Raw genomic sequence first — 14972 nt, 5'->3', positions numbered from 1 at the left:
ATATGAGAAATATAATTTTAATAGGAATGAGTTTAAGTGGAAAAACAACTTTAGCTTATGAAATAAGTAAGAAATTAAATTGTAACTTTATAGATACAGATAAGCTTATAGAAGAAGAAAATAAAATTACTATAAATGAAATCTTTAAAGTTAAAGGAGAAAAATTTTTTAGAGATTTAGAATCAGGTGTTATAGAAAAAATTAAATATGTTGATAATAGTATTATAAGCACTGGTGGTGGAATGCCTATATATAATAGAAATATAGATAAATTAAAAAATATAGGTATTGTAGTATATTTAAGAGTGCCTTTAGAAATATTACTAAAAAGAGCAAAAAATGTGGAGAATAGACCTTTAATAAAAGGGAATTATAAAGATAAAGTAAAAAAAATATATAATTCTAGAGTTAAGGTATATGAAAGTGCAGATATAATAATTGATCTAGGCAATAACTTAGAAGAAAATTTGGATAATATTATTAATATGATTGAAAAATTAAACAAATAAAATGTGAATAAATTTATTGGAATTTTATTCAATGTTTACAATTGCAAAGGGTGACTATTTTTGATAAAATACTATTGTTAGATTTTTTTATTGCAATAAGGTGGTTTTGTATTGTGAAAATTTTAGTTATTAATGGTCCAAATCTTAATTTATTAAGTATTAGAGAAACTAGCATTTATGGCGAGTTATCTTTAAATGATATCAATGAACTTATTTTAGATAAGTTTAAAAACACAAAAGATTTGACAATTGATTTTTATCAAAACAATTGTGAAGGGGAAATTATAAATAAATTACATAGTGCAATAGGTGTATATGATGGTGTTGTTATAAATCCAGGAGCATACTCTCATTACAGTATTGCTATTTTAGATGCAATAAAAGCGTATAACATCATAACTATCGAAGTTCATATTAGCAACATTTATAAAAGAGAAGAATATAGACGTAAAAGTGTCATAAGTGAAGGATGCTATGGCGTTATTAGTGGGCTAGGGTATTATGGGTACATCGCGGCAATAGATAGTATACTAAATGTATTAAAAAGATAAAATATTATCCGAATTATTACTAACTCCTTAGAAATTTTATAAATAAATATATATCTTATATATTAAAATAATTATTTATAGCTAATATTTCTTCTAAGAAATAGGGAAAGGTGAGATTATTATGTTTAGTAAAAGAATAGAAACATTAAGAAAAGTTATGGCAGAAAGAGGCTTAGACGCTGTCTTACTACAAGGTGATGTTAATAGAAACTATATGAGTGGATTTAAAGGTGATGAAAGCTATTCAATAATAACTATGGATAAAGCTATATTTATTACTGATTCTAGATTTACAGAACAAGCAACTCAAGAAGTTAAAGATTATGAAGTACGTGAATATCAAAGACCTTTTGAAGCTTTTTTAGATAAAATTGTTAAAGAGTTTAATATAAAAAAATTAGGATTTGAAGAAAATGTATTAACTTATGAATTATATAATTCATATAAAGAAGCAGTGAGCTGTGAGTTAATACCTCTTAATGGTGTTATTGAAACATTAAGAGAAATCAAATGTGAAAAAGAAATAGAAATTATGAGAAAAGCTCAAAATATTGCCGATAAAGGTTTTGAACATATACTAAAATTCATAAAACCAGGAATGACTGAAAGAGAAATAGGTTTAGAATTAGAATTCTATATGAGAAAATTAGGAGCAACTGGACTTTCATTTCCTTCTATAGTTGCATCTGGAGTAAGATCATCACTTCCTCATGGAATGGCAACAGAAAAAGTAGTTGAAAATGGAGACTTCTTGACATTAGATTTCGGTGTAGTGTATGATGGATATTGTTCTGACATGACTAGAACTATAGTTATAGGGGAACCAAATGAAAAAATGAAAGAAATATATAATGTAGTTTTAAAAGCACAAGAAGCTGCATTAAAAGCTGTTAAACCAGGAATATCTTGTTATGATTTAGATAAAATAGCAAGAGACATAATAACAGAAGCAGGCTATGGTGAATACTTTGGTCATGGTCTTGGTCATGGCGTTGGTAGAGTAGTTCACGAGCTTCCAATGGTTAATTTCAGAAGTAAAGAAATATTAAAACCAGGAATGGTTATAACAGATGAACCAGGAATTTATATTCCAAACTTTGGTGGAGTAAGAATAGAAGATATAATATTAGTAACAGAAGATGGTTACGAAGTATTTTCAAAATCACCAAAAGAATTAATATGTTTAAAATAATTTATGCTAATTTTATTGCTTATGGTTATACTAAAATATAACAATAGGTATAACATTTATTATATTAGGAGGTAACACTAATGATTTCAGCAGGAGATTTAAGAAAAGGAACTACTTTTGAAGAGAATGGACAAGTTTATACAGTTATAGATTTCCTACACGTTAAGCCGGGAAAAGGAGCTGCGTTTGTTAGAACTAAACTAAGAAACGTTATAACTGGGGGAGTAACAGATACAACTTACAACCCAACAGCTAAATTACAAGAAGCAGTAATTGAAAGAAAAGAAATGCAATATTTATATTCAGATGGAGAATTATATTATTTCATGGATCAAGAAACTTTTGAACAAATTCCACTAAACCATGAAAAAGTTGAAGATGCTATAAAATTCTTAAAAGAAAATATGTTTGCAATCATAAAATTCTACAAAGGAGAAGCATTCTCTGTAGAAGCGCCAAACTTTGTTGAGCTAGTAATAACTCACACAGAGCCAGCAGTAAAAGGAAACACTGCAACAAATGTAATGAAACCAGCAACTGTAGAAACAGGAGCAATAGTTCCAGTACCTTTATTCGTAAATGAAGGAGAAACTATAAGAATAGATACAAGATCTGGAGAGTATATGGAAAGAGTTTAATCTACATATGCTAGGTTTGTTTGATTTAGTATAGCAAGCCTTAAGATAAGCATAGTAATAACAAAACTGTTATTACTATGCTTATTTTTTTGTACATATAAAATAAAGTTTTGAAATTTTGTAATAATTTTATGTAGTACTAAATATTAATGGAATATGAAAGGATGATAAAAATGACAAGAGATATACTTGAAATTTTACCTAAGAATATAAGAATGATAGTTGAAAATAATACTAAGTTAGATGAATTACAAGAGATAAGAATAAAAATAGACAAGCCAATATATCTATATATAAATAATATAGAAAAAAAATATGAGTACAAGCCTTGTGCAGAAGATATAAAATTTATATTACAAAAAATAAGTAGTTATTCTATATATGCATTTGAAAACGAAATAAAACATGGATATATAACTATAAGAGGTGGACATAGAGTAGGGTTGTGTGGAACCATAGTAACAGAAAAAAATGTGGTAAAAACAATAAAAAATATAACATCAATAAATATACGGGTTGCTAAGGAAGTTGTAAATTGTTCTAAGTATTTAATCCCTTATATTGTTAGAAATAAAGAAATACTTAATACAATAATTATTTCTCCACCAAAATGTGGGAAGACAACAATACTTAGAGATCTTTGCAGAATTATTTCTGATGGGGATGGTATAAATTTAAAAGGTAAAAACATAACTGTTATAGATGAAAGAAGTGAAATAGCAGCATGTTTTAAGGGGATACCACAGATGAATGTAGGAAATAGAACAGATGTATTGGATAGTTGTCCTAAAAGTGAAGGCATAATTATGGCAATAAGAAGTATGTCGCCAGAAGTAATAATTTGTGATGAGATTGGAACACATAGTGATATGGAAAGCATAATAGCAGCATTAAATTCAGGTGTAAATCTTATAACAACTATACATGGATTTGATATAGAAGATTTATATAAAAGACCTGTATTTAAAGAAGTAATGGAAAATGCTGTTTTTAAAAGAGCAATTGTACTTAGTAATAGAAAAGGTATAGGAACAATAGAATATATTTATGACTTTGAAAAATGCAAAGAAATAAAGGAGGTTTGTAGGTGATAAAGTTTATAGGAGCAGGTATAGTTTTAATAACTTCTTCTCTAATAGGATATCTTTATGGTGAAAATTTAAAAAAAAGAGTAAATAACTTAAAAGAATTTGAAAGATCAATGTATCACTTGAAAAATGAAATAAGTTATAGTCATTCGTTATTATATCAAGCATTTTCAACTGTAGCAGAAAGAAGTAAAGAACCTGTAAATAAAGTGTTCATACACATATCGAAAAGTTTAGAAGAAGGTGTTTGTGATAGCGTTTATGATGCTTTTTATAAGGCTTTTGAGAAATATAAACAAGAATTATTATTTTTGAAAGAAGATGTTGATATATTCTTAAATTTATCTAAAACCTTAGGAGAGATAAATTTAGATAGCCAAGAAGATATGTTTGAATTGTCCATAATGAATTTGAAGAAAAACATAGAAAATGGAGAAGAAAAATTAAAAAAGAATTTAAAAATGTACAGATATTTAGGTTTTACTATAGGAGCTATGATTACAATAATATTTATTTAGGGGGGCAGTAAAATGTTAGATTTTGGATTGATTTTAAAAATAGGAGCAATGGGGATGATTACTATAATATTAGACAAAGTTCTTAAAAGTGGAGGAAGAGATGATTATGCAACTATTGTTAACTTTGCAGGCATAGTAATAATACTAATGATGGTTGTAACACTTGTAGTAAAATTATTTTCATCAATACAAACATTAGTTAATTTTTAAGGGAGGGCATTATGGAAATATTGCAAATAGTAGGATTTGCTTTTGCAGCTCTCTTTATGGCACAAACATTAAAACATAATAGAAGTGATATAGCACTATTAGTAAGTACTTCAGCAGGAATAATTATTTTTATATTTGTGATTAGTAAATTAAACATAGTTATAAGCTTTTTACAAACTATAGCTAATAAAGCTAATATTGATGCTATTTATTTAGATGTTATTTTCAAAATTTTAGCAATTGCATATTTAGCATCCTTTTGCAGTGAAGTGTGTAAGGATGCAGGAGAAGGTAGTATAGCATCTAAAGTAGAATTTGCAGGAAAAATATTAATACTTACTTTGGCTATGCCAATTCTAATGGGTGTTTTACAAACTATATTAAAGATGTTGTAAAAGTGAAAAAAGAGGTATATGTATGAAAAAGTTTCTATTCATATTAATTTTAATATTATTTATACCAGTTCATGTACAAGCTGTACAAAATGGTGATAGTAATATAAATAGTAATGTTGAAATGACAGAAGAAGAAAAACAAAAGATAGAATCACTGTACGATTATATATCAAATATTCAAAATGATTATGAGATATTAAGAAATTTAAATCCAAGAGAATTTGTAGATAGTTATATAAAAAATGGAGATGGTGGTTTATCTATAAAAGATATTTCAAAGTATTTTTTAATGTATGCATTTAAAGAAGTTGTAGCTTCATTTAAACTTGTAGGCTCATTGATTATAGTTGCTATAGTATGTGCACTTTTAAATAATTTGCAGCAAGCATTTAAAGTTGACAACATATCGAATATTGCACACTTTGCATGTTACTCGCTCATGATAATAATTATAGCAAAAGGATTTTTTATAGGTATAGATGTTGCAAGAAATGCAATTAAAGAAATGAGTGATTTTATAACAGCACTATTTCCAGTTTTAATGATGTTACTTGCTAGTATGGGGGGATTATCTGAGGCAATGCTAATGGATCCTATAATTATGGGTATATGTAGCATAGGAGCAAAATTTTACTCTCTAGTCTTAATTCCATTAATAACAATGAGTTTTGTATTAAGTTTTGTAAATAATATTTGTGATGATTACAAAATAAGTAATTTAACTAATTTAATAAAAAAATCAGCTATATGGATACAAGGTATATTTTTAACGGTATTTATAGGGACTATAACAATAAGAAGTATAGCAGCTAAAAGTATAGATGTAGTTACTATGAAAACAGCTAAATTTGCAGTAGATAATTTTATCCCAGTAGTAGGAAAAACTTTATCAGATGCAATCTCAACAGTAGCAGGATATACGATGCTTTTGAAAAATGCTATAAGTACTGTTGGGTTGATAGTAGTACTTATAATAGTTTTGATGCCAATAATAAAGATACTAATAATGGCTTTAATTTATAAACTTACAGCAGCAGTTTTAGAACCAATAAGTGATAAAAAAATAGTATCAGTTATAGACTCAGCAGGTAGTTCCTTAATAACTATAAGTTCATGTGTAATAAGTGTAAGTATAATGTTTTTTATAATGATATCAATTGTGGCGGTTGCGGGGAAAAGTTCATTACTTATATAAAAAGAGATATTGAATTTAATCTTATTGGTACAAGCTATTAAGAATCTAACAAATTAAATAGAAAAAGGATGAGTTTTATGATAGAGGGGTTAAGAAATTTTATAATAATTTTAAGTAGTGCAGTGTTTTTTATTACTGCAGTACAAATGATACTTCCGGATAATTCTATGAAAAAATATTGCAAATTTGTATTAGGGCTTGTCTTAGTGGTTATAATGCTTAATCCGATAGTTAAACTATTTAATTCGGAAATAAATATTTATGATGAAATAGAAAAATCAACAGGGTATATCTTTGACAAGGAATATGAAGTAGATTATGAAAAGTACAAAGATATAAATATAAAAAATACAATTCAGAATTTTGAAAAAAACATGGAAAAGCAATGTATAGAGGATTTGCAAACAAAATATAGTGATAAAAAATTTACAGCAAGTGTAAAAGCATCTTTTGATGAAGAAAAGAAAATTTTCAATATTGAAAGTATAGAAGTTGCTTTGTGTGATAGTATTGTTCCTAAAATAAAAAAAATAGAAATAGGAAATGATAAGGCTATGACTGTAGATAACACAAATGATGAGACATCAAATGAAATAAAAAAGTATATAAGTAACAAATATAATGTATCAGAAGAGAGTGTATTGGTTTGTAGAAAATAAAATTAAGTAAAGATAAGAATTTAGTAAGGGGGTAGAAATGTGGATTTTAAGAAAATAAAAGAACAATTATTTAGTAATACAAAAGATAAAAGTAAAGAATGTATAAATGATGAAAAAGAAGATAATAATAAAACTAAAGAAAAATCAAATGGTAGAATTTATAACCTATCAGTATTATTGATAATTGGAATTATGTTGCTTATTATAGGAAGCTTTTTTAGTAAAAATACAAAACAAGCATCTATTCCAAATGACCTCAATGATTCTAAAAATATTAATAATGTTATGGTTACAGATAAAAATAATAATGAAAAAGCAGTTAATAGTTCAGTGAAAGAAAATCTTTCATATAAAGAAAAAATTCAAGGTGAACTTATTGAAATTTTACAAAAGATTGATGGAGTTGGAAAAGTTGAAGCAATGATTTATTTTGAAGGTGGAGAAGAACAAATACCAGCATTTAATGTTAATGATTCTAAAAGTAATACAGAAGAAAAAGATACAACTGGAGGACAAAGAAACATTACACAAGAAAATGGGGGAAGTACAGTAGTTATGGAGAGTGATGGATCTAAAACATCTCCACTCATAGTTAAAACATATAATCCTAAAATAACAGGAGTATGTGTAGTTGCACAAGGTGCATCAGATCAAATAACTGAACTTAGAGTGCGTCAAGCAGTTACAAATTTATTTGGTTTAAATGAAAGTGAAGTTCAGGTATATCCTATGAAAGATTAGCATATAATTAGTTAGAAATAAAAATTTTGGGGGGAATAAATATGAATAAAAAACAGACTCTAATCATTTCTACATTATTATTAGTTGTAGTATTATGTGGATATGCTGCTACTAAAGTAAACTCACCTTTATATGTAAATGACAACGAGGTTATAGGAGAAAAAACAGCTTTAAAGAACAACAAAACAAGTTTAAAAAATGAAAAGACAAAATCAACAAGTAGCACTAGTTATTTTACAGAAGCTAAGCTAAGCAGAGAACAATCAAGAAATAAAGCAACTCAATCATTAAAAAGCTTACTAGATAATGAAAATACACCAAAAGAACAAAAACAACAAGCTGCAGAAGAATATAAAACTTTAGCTTTAAGAGGAGATAAAGAAACTAACATAGAATTAGCATTAAAATCTCAAGGCTTTGAAGATGCAGTGTGTGAATTAGGCGATAAAAAAGCTAATATAGTTCTAAAAAATCAAAAAGAATTAAGTGACCAACAATTAAGACAAATAAAGGACATAGTAATAAGCAAAGCAAATATAAAAGACGTTCAAATAAAGGTAATAGAATAATGTTTGTAATCTAATTCTTTATCTGATATAATAAATCTAACAACTTTTACCTACGAGAAATAAGGGGGTACTAATATGGAAGAAAACAAACAATTTGAAGAAGTAAATGAAGAAATTGGAATTGTAAGAATATCTGATGAAGTTGTAAGTATTATAGCTGGATTAGCAGCATCTGAGATAAATGGCATTATAGAAATGAGTTCAAAGACAGGTGAAATAACGCAGTTATTTCCAATGAAAAAAAATGTATCTAAAGGCGTTAAAGTAACACTTGAACAAGATAGTGCTATGATAGATCTACATGTGGTTGTTGAGTATGGTGTTAATATATCTGAAATATCTTATAAAGTTCAAAATAATGTAAAAAGAACTGTAGAATCAATGACAGGATTAAATGTTTCTGCCGTTAATATATACATTCAAAACGTTATACTCCCTAAACCAGATAAAGAAGAAAAAAAAGAACAAGAAGTTTAATAAAAAGAAGCCTTCAATGTACGTTGAAAGGCTTCTTATTATTTTTATATAATTAAAATTAAAACTTAATTTCACAAATAGGTATATTTTATGATATAATTATTTTCGTTTGAAAATAATTGAATAATATATTGTCATATTAACAATAATTAAAAAAGAACTTAAATTACATATTAATTTTAATTGATAAATATTATTTCGAATGAAAAAGTATTATTTTAGTATAATAACAAATATTAATCATATTGAAGCCATGAGATATGGCTTATATATAGGAGGAAATTTATGAATAGAAGAAAAACTAGGGAAATAGCTATGAAGCTATTATTTGAAATGTCAATTAGCAAAGATAATTATATGGAGACTATAAATAATTTTAAAGAAAACACTGATACTAAAATAGATGATGTAGATTTTGAGTATTTAATAAGAATGCTAAAAACTGTTGAAGAAAATAAAGAAAAAATAGATGAAATTATATCTAAAAATCTAGTTAAATGGACTATAGAAAGAATTTCTAAAATAAATTTAGCAATTTTAAGATTAGCTACAGCAGAAATATTATTTGAAGAAGATATACCAGAGAAGGTTTCTATGAATGAAGGAATAGAACTTTCAAAGAAATATGGAGAAGATAACTCTTCAGCCTTTATTAATGGAGTATTAAACAGTATAATAAAGAATATATAGTATATATTGTATTAATAAAAGGGGGGATTTCAATGGGCATTAAAATAGACGGAAAAGAAATCGCTAAAGCTCATAGAGAAGAAATAAAAAGAAATATTGAGGAAAAGGTTGCTAAAGGTGTTAGAAAACCATCCATGGTAGCAATATTAGTAGGAAATGATGGGGGATCAATTTCCTATATGAAAAATCAACAAAAACTTAGTGAATCTTTAGGCGTTAAATACACTTCAATAATATTGGAAGAAAGTATAACAGAAGAAGAACTTTTAAATGAAATAAAAAACTTAAATGAAGATAAGAATGTTGATGGAATAATACTTCAATTACCATTACCAAAGAAATTTAATGAAAAACTAATAACTTCTTCAATAAATTATGAAAAAGATATTGATGGACTTACAGATGTTAATATTGGAAAGCTATATAAAGGTGAAAAATGTTTTATACCATGTACAGCTAAAAGTGTTATAGAAATAATAAAATCTGTAGAAAATAACATAGAAGGAAAAAAGGCAGTTATCATAGGTAGAAGTAATATAGTTGGTAAACCAGCAGCACAACTTCTATTAAATGAAAATGCAACAGTTACAATATGTCACTCAAGAACTAAAAACTTAAGTGAAGTATGCAAAGATGCAGATATTTTAGTATCTGCAATTGGAAGACCAGCTTTTGTTACAAAGAATTTTGTAAAAGAAGGAGCAATTGTTATTGATGTAGGAACAACAATGGTAGAGGGAAAAATTAAAGGTGATGTACTTTATGATGAAGTTATAGATATAGCATCACTTGTTACACCAGTGCCAGGTGGAGTTGGAGCTATGACAACAACAATGCTTATAAAAAATACATGTGAGGCATGGGAGAAGAATGTATAGTAAAATAATAACAGTATCCACTTTAAACAATTATATAAAAAAGACATTAGATAATGATTTTATACTTAGAAATGCAAATGTAAAAGGTGAATTATCCAATGTTAAAATTCATAGTAGTGGACACATTTATTTTTCACTAAAAGATAATTCTTCAAAAATAAACTGCGTTATGTTTAAAAGTAATGCAAATTCATTAACATTCATACCAGAAAATGGTATGAATGTTCTTGTTAATGGGAGAATATCTGTTTATGAAAAAGAAGGTGTTTATCAATTATATTGTGATGGTATGGAAATTGATGGGGTTGGAAATTTATATATAGAATTCGAAAAGCTTAAGAGAAAATTAGAAGAAGAAGGATTATTTGACTTTGAAAATAAAATAGACATACCTATGTTTCCAAGAAAAATAGGTGTCATAACATCTAGTACAGGTGCAGCAATAAGAGATATAATAAATGTTACAAGAAGAAGAAATGATAAAGTAGATATTTTAATATATCCATCATTAGTACAAGGAATTAATGCTAAATATGATATAGTTAAAGGAATAGAAAAATTAAATTCTATTACTGATATTGATGTTATAATATTGGCAAGAGGTGGAGGGTCTATAGAAGAATTATGGGCGTTTAATGAAGAGATTGTAGCAAGAGCTATTGCAAAATCTAAAAAACCTATAGTTACGGGAATAGGACATGAAACAGACTTTACTATAAGTGATTTTGTTAGTGACAAGAGAGCATCAACACCATCACAAGCAGCAGAAATAGTAGTGCCAACAATAGAAGAATTAAATGAAAGATTATTAAATATAAGAGGAATGCTTACAAACAACATAAAATCTGAAATGTTGAAAAATAAAAAAAATTTAGAAATGTACAAAAAAGTACTTGAACTAAATAGCCCTAAAAATTTTTTAGTTAATCAATACAATATTATAGATAATAAAAAAGAAATATTAGGGCATAAAATGAAAAAGATATTGGAATATCAACTAAGAGAAGTGCAAAAAAACTATGAACTTTTAGGAGCACATAATCCATTAAATATATTAAATAAAGGATACTCTCTTATATATGATAATGAAAAACATGTAATATCTTCAATAAATGAATTAAAAGATGAAAAAAAGGTAAAGATTTTACTAAAGGATGGAAAAGGAACCTTTAAAATAGAAAGGATGAATGAAGAGTAATGCCAAGAAAAAAAGAAAGTTACGAAGATAAACTTTTAAAGCTTACTGATATTATAAATGTAATGGAAGATGGAGATCTTACATTAGATGAATCTATGAAAAAATATGAAGATGGTATAAAATTATGCAATGAACTTTATAAACTTCTTAATGCTTATGAAGGAAAGATAAAAGTACTATCTGAAGACAAAGAAGAAGAGTTTGAAATAGTAGAGTAATATGAGATTAGTGAGGAATTAATTATGAAAAATAATGATTTTAAAGTTTTAATAGAAAATTATATATTGGATTATTTTAATTCGAAACCTAGTGAAATTAAAGAGTATTTAAAGCCAATGGTATATAGTTTGACTATAGGTGGAAAGAGAATAAGACCAATTCTTTTACTTTTGACATATAGTTTATACAAAGAAGATACTTCAGAGGCACTTCCATTTGCTACAGCAATGGAAATGATACATACATATTCATTAATACATGATGATTTACCAAGTATGGATAATGATGATTTAAGAAGAGGAAAGCCAACTAATCATAAAGTCTTTGGAGAAGCTAGAGCAGTTTTAGCTGGTGATGCACTTTTAAATGAAGCTATGATATTAATGTTTAATGAATGTATGAATGCTGAAATGAGAAAAATAGAAGCTTCTAATATAATAGCTAAATCTGCTGGAGCAGAAGGAATGATATTAGGGCAAATCATAGATATTGAAAGTGAAGGAAAAAGCATATCGGAAGAAATGCTACTTATGATGCATAAAAATAAAACGGGTAAACTTATAAAAGCATCTATATTGGCAGGTGCAACACTTGGAGAAGCAAGTTCTGATGAACTAAAAATTCTTGAAAAGTATGGAGAAAATTTAGGGTTAGCTTTTCAAATTAAAGATGACATATTAGATTATACTGGTGATGAAAAAATTGCTGGAAAAAGTTTAAGTGATAAAGACAACTTAAAAACAAACTTTATAACAATGTATGGAATGGATGAATGTAAGAAACAGTGTATTAAATTAACAAATGAATGTATAGAGTTATTAAACTCTCTAAAAGGGGATACAACGGAGTTGAAAGAACTTACAGAATTTTTACTGGTTAGAAATTATTAGTAAGTACAAAGCAAAATTATATAGTAGATAGGATGTTTGAAAAATTTTGAACTTATTTTATGACTAATGTGTCCAAAATGATAGTGATGACTTTAAAAAAATATCAATTTTGATATTTTAATATGATATGATATAATTTTACTTGCAAATAGCAAAATAAAAACTAAAATATACATTTATAATAAAGTTTAAAGTGATTTAATCGATAAATAAATAATTATTTTATTGTATAAATATATACTTTTATACAAATTTATATATTTATATATGAAATGGGATATATGATGGGAAAATTACTATTTATATAAAATTATAGATAATATATTTTTTATGGTTACAAAAATAATATATTTTGTAAAAGAGGATAATGAAAATGACAAAATACTTACATGATTATAAGGATTTTAATAGTATTAGGTACATGAATTTAGTAGAGCTAAATGAATTTGCGGGAGAAATTAGAGAGTTTTTAATAGATAAAGTTTCACAAACTGGAGGACATTTAGCATCAAACTTAGGAATAGTTGAGCTAACTATTAGTTTATTTAATGTATTTGACTTTAATAGTGACAAAGTAATTTGGGATGTAGGACATCAAAGTTATGTTCATAAAATATTAACTGGAAGAAAAGGTGACTTTGACACATTAAGATCATTTAATGGATTAAGTGGATTTCCTAAAAGGGAAGAAAGTATATATGATTTCTTTAATACAGGACATAGTAGTACATCTATATCTGCAGCAGTTGGTATGGCTCGTGCAAGAGACCTAAAAAAAGAAAACTCAAATGTTATTGCTGTCATTGGAGATGGTGCTTTAACAGGTGGAATGGCTATGGAAGCGTTAAATGATGTGGGAGATAAAAAAACAAAAGTCATAATTATATTAAATGATAATGAAATGTCCATATCTAAAAATGTAGGGGGAGTATCTTCTTACTTAAGTGAAATAAGGCTTGATAATGGTTATAATAGACTTAAAAATGACGTAACCAACAAGCTTGAGAAAATACCAAACGTTGGTAAAGGAATGGTAAATTCCATACATAAAATTAAAGATGGCATAAAACAAATTTTAGTACCAGGAATGTTTTTTGAAGACATGGGAATAAAATATTTAGGTCCTATAGATGGTCATAATATAAAGGAAATGAGTAAAGTTTTAAAAATGGCTAAAGAATATAATGGACCTGTAATTATACATGCTATAACTAAAAAAGGTAAAGGCTATACTTTTGCAGAAAAATTTCCAAATAAATTTCATGGTGTAGGTCCATTTAATTGTGATAATGGAAAGATGAATGGAAGTAGTAGCAAAAGCTACTCTTCAATGTTTGGAGATACAATGGTTGATATTGCAAAACAAATGCCAGAGGTTGTTTCAATTACAGCTGCAATGCCAGAAGGTACTGGTCTTGGAGAGTTTTCTAAGAAGTTTCCAAAAAGGTTTTTTGATGTTGGTATAGCAGAACAACACGCAGTCACTATGGCAGCAGGTATGGCAGTTTCAGGATTGAAACCTGTATTTGCAGTTTATTCAACTTTCCTTCAAAGAGCATATGACCAAATAGTACATGATGTAGCACTTCAAAATCTACCGGTTGTATTTGCTATAGATAGAGCAGGAATAGTAGGGCAAGATGGAGAAACACATCAAGGTATTTTTGATTTATCATATTTGTCACATATACCAAATATGACAATTATGAGTCCTAAATGTGTTGATGAACTTAAAGAAATGCTAAAATTTGCAGTGAATGCAAATTATCCGATTGCTATAAGATATCCAAGAGGTGGAGACAATCCTAATGTTCATTTATCATCAATGAAAGCTATAGAAAAAGGTAAATGGGAAGTGTTGCAAGAACCTAAAGGGAAAATAGCAGTTATAGCAACTGGAAAAATGGTTCAAAGTGCAGTTTTAGTAAGAGAAAAGCTATTAAATGAAAATATAGATATTACTGTTGTAAATGCGTGTTTTATAAAGCCTATAGATACTAAATTAATAGAAGATTTAATAGAAAATGGCTTTGAAAAAATAGTAACAATCGAAGATAATGTTATTAATGGGGGTCTTGGAACACTTGTTTTACAACACGTAAATAAAATTAATAATAATATAAAAGTTATTAATTTAGGATTTAACGATGAATTTATACCACATGGAAATGTAGATATTTTATATAAAACATATGGATTAGATTCTAATGGAATTTATAACAAAATAAAAAATGAATTGTAAACTGTAGAGTTATAAACTAAAATTTAGTTTATAACTCTATATAGGGTTTTAAAGTTAAAAATTAAGTTGTTTATATTTTAATTTTGGACTTGGAACCCTATAGATAAAAAAAT

Annotated in this window: 19 protein-coding genes; all 19 read left to right on the top strand. The window is 26.9% G+C overall.

The window, feature by feature from the left end; genetic code table 11:
• The first annotated feature begins 2 nt into the window (after positions 1-2).
• A complete protein-coding gene (locus BN346_RS13780) occupies positions 3-509 on the top strand; it encodes a shikimate kinase (protein WP_040329364.1) in 507 nt (168 codons plus the stop codon).
• A 113-nt stretch (positions 510-622) separates the two neighbouring features.
• Positions 623-1060, top strand: a complete 438-nt coding sequence (gene aroQ, locus BN346_RS13775) for a type II 3-dehydroquinate dehydratase (protein WP_040329362.1) — start codon at positions 623-625, stop codon at positions 1058-1060.
• A gap of 121 nt (positions 1061-1181) precedes the next feature.
• A complete protein-coding gene (locus BN346_RS13770) occupies positions 1182-2252 on the top strand; it encodes a M24 family metallopeptidase (RefSeq protein WP_040329361.1) in 1071 nt (356 codons plus the stop codon).
• 80 nt (positions 2253-2332) lie between these two features.
• Positions 2333-2890: an elongation factor P gene (efp, locus tag BN346_RS13765; protein WP_040329360.1), complete on the top strand. Its 558-nt coding sequence runs from the start codon at positions 2333-2335 to the stop codon at positions 2888-2890.
• Positions 2891-3063: 173 nt separating this feature from the next.
• The gene (gene spoIIIAA / locus BN346_RS13760; RefSeq protein WP_423219654.1) at positions 3064-3981 is read left to right on the top strand and encodes a stage III sporulation protein AA; all 918 of its coding nucleotides are present in this window, start codon (positions 3064-3066) and stop codon (positions 3979-3981) included.
• The gene (gene spoIIIAB / locus BN346_RS13755; RefSeq protein ID WP_040329357.1) at positions 3978-4496 is read left to right on the top strand and encodes a stage III sporulation protein SpoIIIAB; all 519 of its coding nucleotides are present in this window, start codon (positions 3978-3980) and stop codon (positions 4494-4496) included. The genes spoIIIAA and spoIIIAB overlap by 4 nt, the downstream gene beginning before the upstream one ends.
• A 12-nt stretch (positions 4497-4508) precedes the next feature.
• A complete protein-coding gene (gene spoIIIAC / locus BN346_RS13750; protein WP_040329355.1) occupies positions 4509-4706 on the top strand; it encodes a stage III sporulation protein AC in 198 nt (65 codons plus the stop codon).
• A gap of 11 nt (positions 4707-4717) precedes the next feature.
• Complete coding sequence (gene spoIIIAD, locus BN346_RS13745; protein ID WP_040329353.1) at positions 4718-5101, top strand: stage III sporulation protein AD; 384 nt, start codon at positions 4718-4720, stop codon at positions 5099-5101.
• Positions 5102-5123: 22 nt separating this feature from the next.
• The gene (gene spoIIIAE / locus BN346_RS13740) at positions 5124-6296 is read left to right on the top strand and encodes a stage III sporulation protein AE (protein ID WP_040329352.1); all 1173 of its coding nucleotides are present in this window, start codon (positions 5124-5126) and stop codon (positions 6294-6296) included.
• 77 nt (positions 6297-6373) lie between these two features.
• The gene (gene spoIIIAF, locus BN346_RS13735; protein WP_040329351.1) at positions 6374-6955 is read left to right on the top strand and encodes a stage III sporulation protein AF; all 582 of its coding nucleotides are present in this window, start codon (positions 6374-6376) and stop codon (positions 6953-6955) included.
• Between the two features lie 39 nt (positions 6956-6994).
• On the top strand, positions 6995-7696 hold the full coding sequence (gene spoIIIAG / locus BN346_RS13730) for a stage III sporulation protein AG (RefSeq protein ID WP_040329349.1): 702 nt from the start codon (positions 6995-6997) through the stop codon (positions 7694-7696).
• Positions 7697-7737: 41 nt separating this feature from the next.
• Positions 7738-8265, top strand: coding sequence for a SpoIIIAH-like family protein (locus tag BN346_RS13725; protein WP_040329347.1), 528 nt, complete (start codon positions 7738-7740; stop codon positions 8263-8265).
• A 75-nt stretch (positions 8266-8340) separates the two neighbouring features.
• A complete protein-coding gene (locus BN346_RS13720) occupies positions 8341-8742 on the top strand; it encodes an Asp23/Gls24 family envelope stress response protein (protein ID WP_040329346.1) in 402 nt (133 codons plus the stop codon).
• Positions 8743-9027: 285 nt separating this feature from the next.
• A complete protein-coding gene (nusB, locus tag BN346_RS13715) occupies positions 9028-9432 on the top strand; it encodes a transcription antitermination factor NusB (protein WP_040329344.1) in 405 nt (134 codons plus the stop codon).
• A 32-nt stretch (positions 9433-9464) separates the two neighbouring features.
• The gene (locus BN346_RS13710) at positions 9465-10310 is read left to right on the top strand and encodes a bifunctional 5,10-methylenetetrahydrofolate dehydrogenase/5,10-methenyltetrahydrofolate cyclohydrolase (protein ID WP_040329343.1); all 846 of its coding nucleotides are present in this window, start codon (positions 9465-9467) and stop codon (positions 10308-10310) included.
• Positions 10303-11508 carry an exodeoxyribonuclease VII large subunit gene (gene xseA, locus BN346_RS13705; protein ID WP_040329342.1) on the top strand — a complete coding sequence of 402 codons (1206 nt, stop codon included), beginning with the start codon at positions 10303-10305 and terminating at the stop codon, positions 11506-11508. Before BN346_RS13710 ends, xseA begins: the two co-directional genes overlap by 8 nt.
• Positions 11508-11726 carry an exodeoxyribonuclease VII small subunit gene (locus tag BN346_RS13700; protein WP_040329340.1) on the top strand — a complete coding sequence of 73 codons (219 nt, stop codon included), beginning with the start codon at positions 11508-11510 and terminating at the stop codon, positions 11724-11726. The genes xseA and BN346_RS13700 overlap by 1 nt, the downstream gene beginning before the upstream one ends.
• Positions 11727-11750: 24 nt before the next feature.
• On the top strand, positions 11751-12617 hold the full coding sequence (locus BN346_RS13695) for a polyprenyl synthetase family protein (RefSeq protein WP_040329339.1): 867 nt from the start codon (positions 11751-11753) through the stop codon (positions 12615-12617).
• A 373-nt stretch (positions 12618-12990) separates the two neighbouring features.
• The gene (dxs, locus tag BN346_RS13690; protein WP_040329337.1) at positions 12991-14859 is read left to right on the top strand and encodes a 1-deoxy-D-xylulose-5-phosphate synthase; all 1869 of its coding nucleotides are present in this window, start codon (positions 12991-12993) and stop codon (positions 14857-14859) included.
• The last annotated feature ends 113 nt before the right edge of the window (positions 14860-14972 follow it).

Origin of the sequence: Clostridium ihumii AP5, from assembly GCF_000612845.1 — a bacterium.
GTDB classification, from domain to species: domain Bacteria; phylum Bacillota; class Clostridia; order Clostridiales; family Clostridiaceae; genus Clostridium_J; species Clostridium_J ihumii.
The sequence above is the reverse complement of the archived record's forward strand: the minus strand, read 5'-3'. Positions and strand labels throughout refer to the sequence as shown.

Bases quoted from the DNA above. Each gene is read 5' to 3' on its own strand.
- BN346_RS13780 (WP_040329364.1), top strand. From the start codon at position 3: ATGAGAAATATAATTTTAATAGGAATGAGTTTAAGTGGAAAAACAACT.
- BN346_RS13770 (WP_040329361.1), top strand. From the start codon at position 1,182: ATGTTTAGTAAAAGAATAGAAACATTAAGAAAAGTTATGGCAGAAAGA.
- efp (WP_040329360.1), top strand. From the start codon at position 2,333: ATGATTTCAGCAGGAGATTTAAGAAAAGGAACTACTTTTGAAGAGAAT.
- spoIIIAA (WP_423219654.1), top strand. From the start codon at position 3,064: ATGACAAGAGATATACTTGAAATTTTACCTAAGAATATAAGAATGATA.
- spoIIIAC (WP_040329355.1), top strand. From the start codon at position 4,509: ATGTTAGATTTTGGATTGATTTTAAAAATAGGAGCAATGGGGATGATT.
- spoIIIAD (WP_040329353.1), top strand. From the start codon at position 4,718: ATGGAAATATTGCAAATAGTAGGATTTGCTTTTGCAGCTCTCTTTATG.
- spoIIIAE (WP_040329352.1), top strand. From the start codon at position 5,124: ATGAAAAAGTTTCTATTCATATTAATTTTAATATTATTTATACCAGTT.
- spoIIIAF (WP_040329351.1), top strand. From the start codon at position 6,374: ATGATAGAGGGGTTAAGAAATTTTATAATAATTTTAAGTAGTGCAGTG.
- BN346_RS13725 (WP_040329347.1), top strand. From the start codon at position 7,738: ATGAATAAAAAACAGACTCTAATCATTTCTACATTATTATTAGTTGTA.
- BN346_RS13720 (WP_040329346.1), top strand. From the start codon at position 8,341: ATGGAAGAAAACAAACAATTTGAAGAAGTAAATGAAGAAATTGGAATT.
- nusB (WP_040329344.1), top strand. From the start codon at position 9,028: ATGAATAGAAGAAAAACTAGGGAAATAGCTATGAAGCTATTATTTGAA.
- BN346_RS13710 (WP_040329343.1), top strand. From the start codon at position 9,465: ATGGGCATTAAAATAGACGGAAAAGAAATCGCTAAAGCTCATAGAGAA.
- xseA (WP_040329342.1), top strand. From the start codon at position 10,303: ATGTATAGTAAAATAATAACAGTATCCACTTTAAACAATTATATAAAA.
- BN346_RS13700 (WP_040329340.1), top strand. From the start codon at position 11,508: ATGCCAAGAAAAAAAGAAAGTTACGAAGATAAACTTTTAAAGCTTACT.
- BN346_RS13695 (WP_040329339.1), top strand. From the start codon at position 11,751: ATGAAAAATAATGATTTTAAAGTTTTAATAGAAAATTATATATTGGAT.
- dxs (WP_040329337.1), top strand. From the start codon at position 12,991: ATGACAAAATACTTACATGATTATAAGGATTTTAATAGTATTAGGTAC.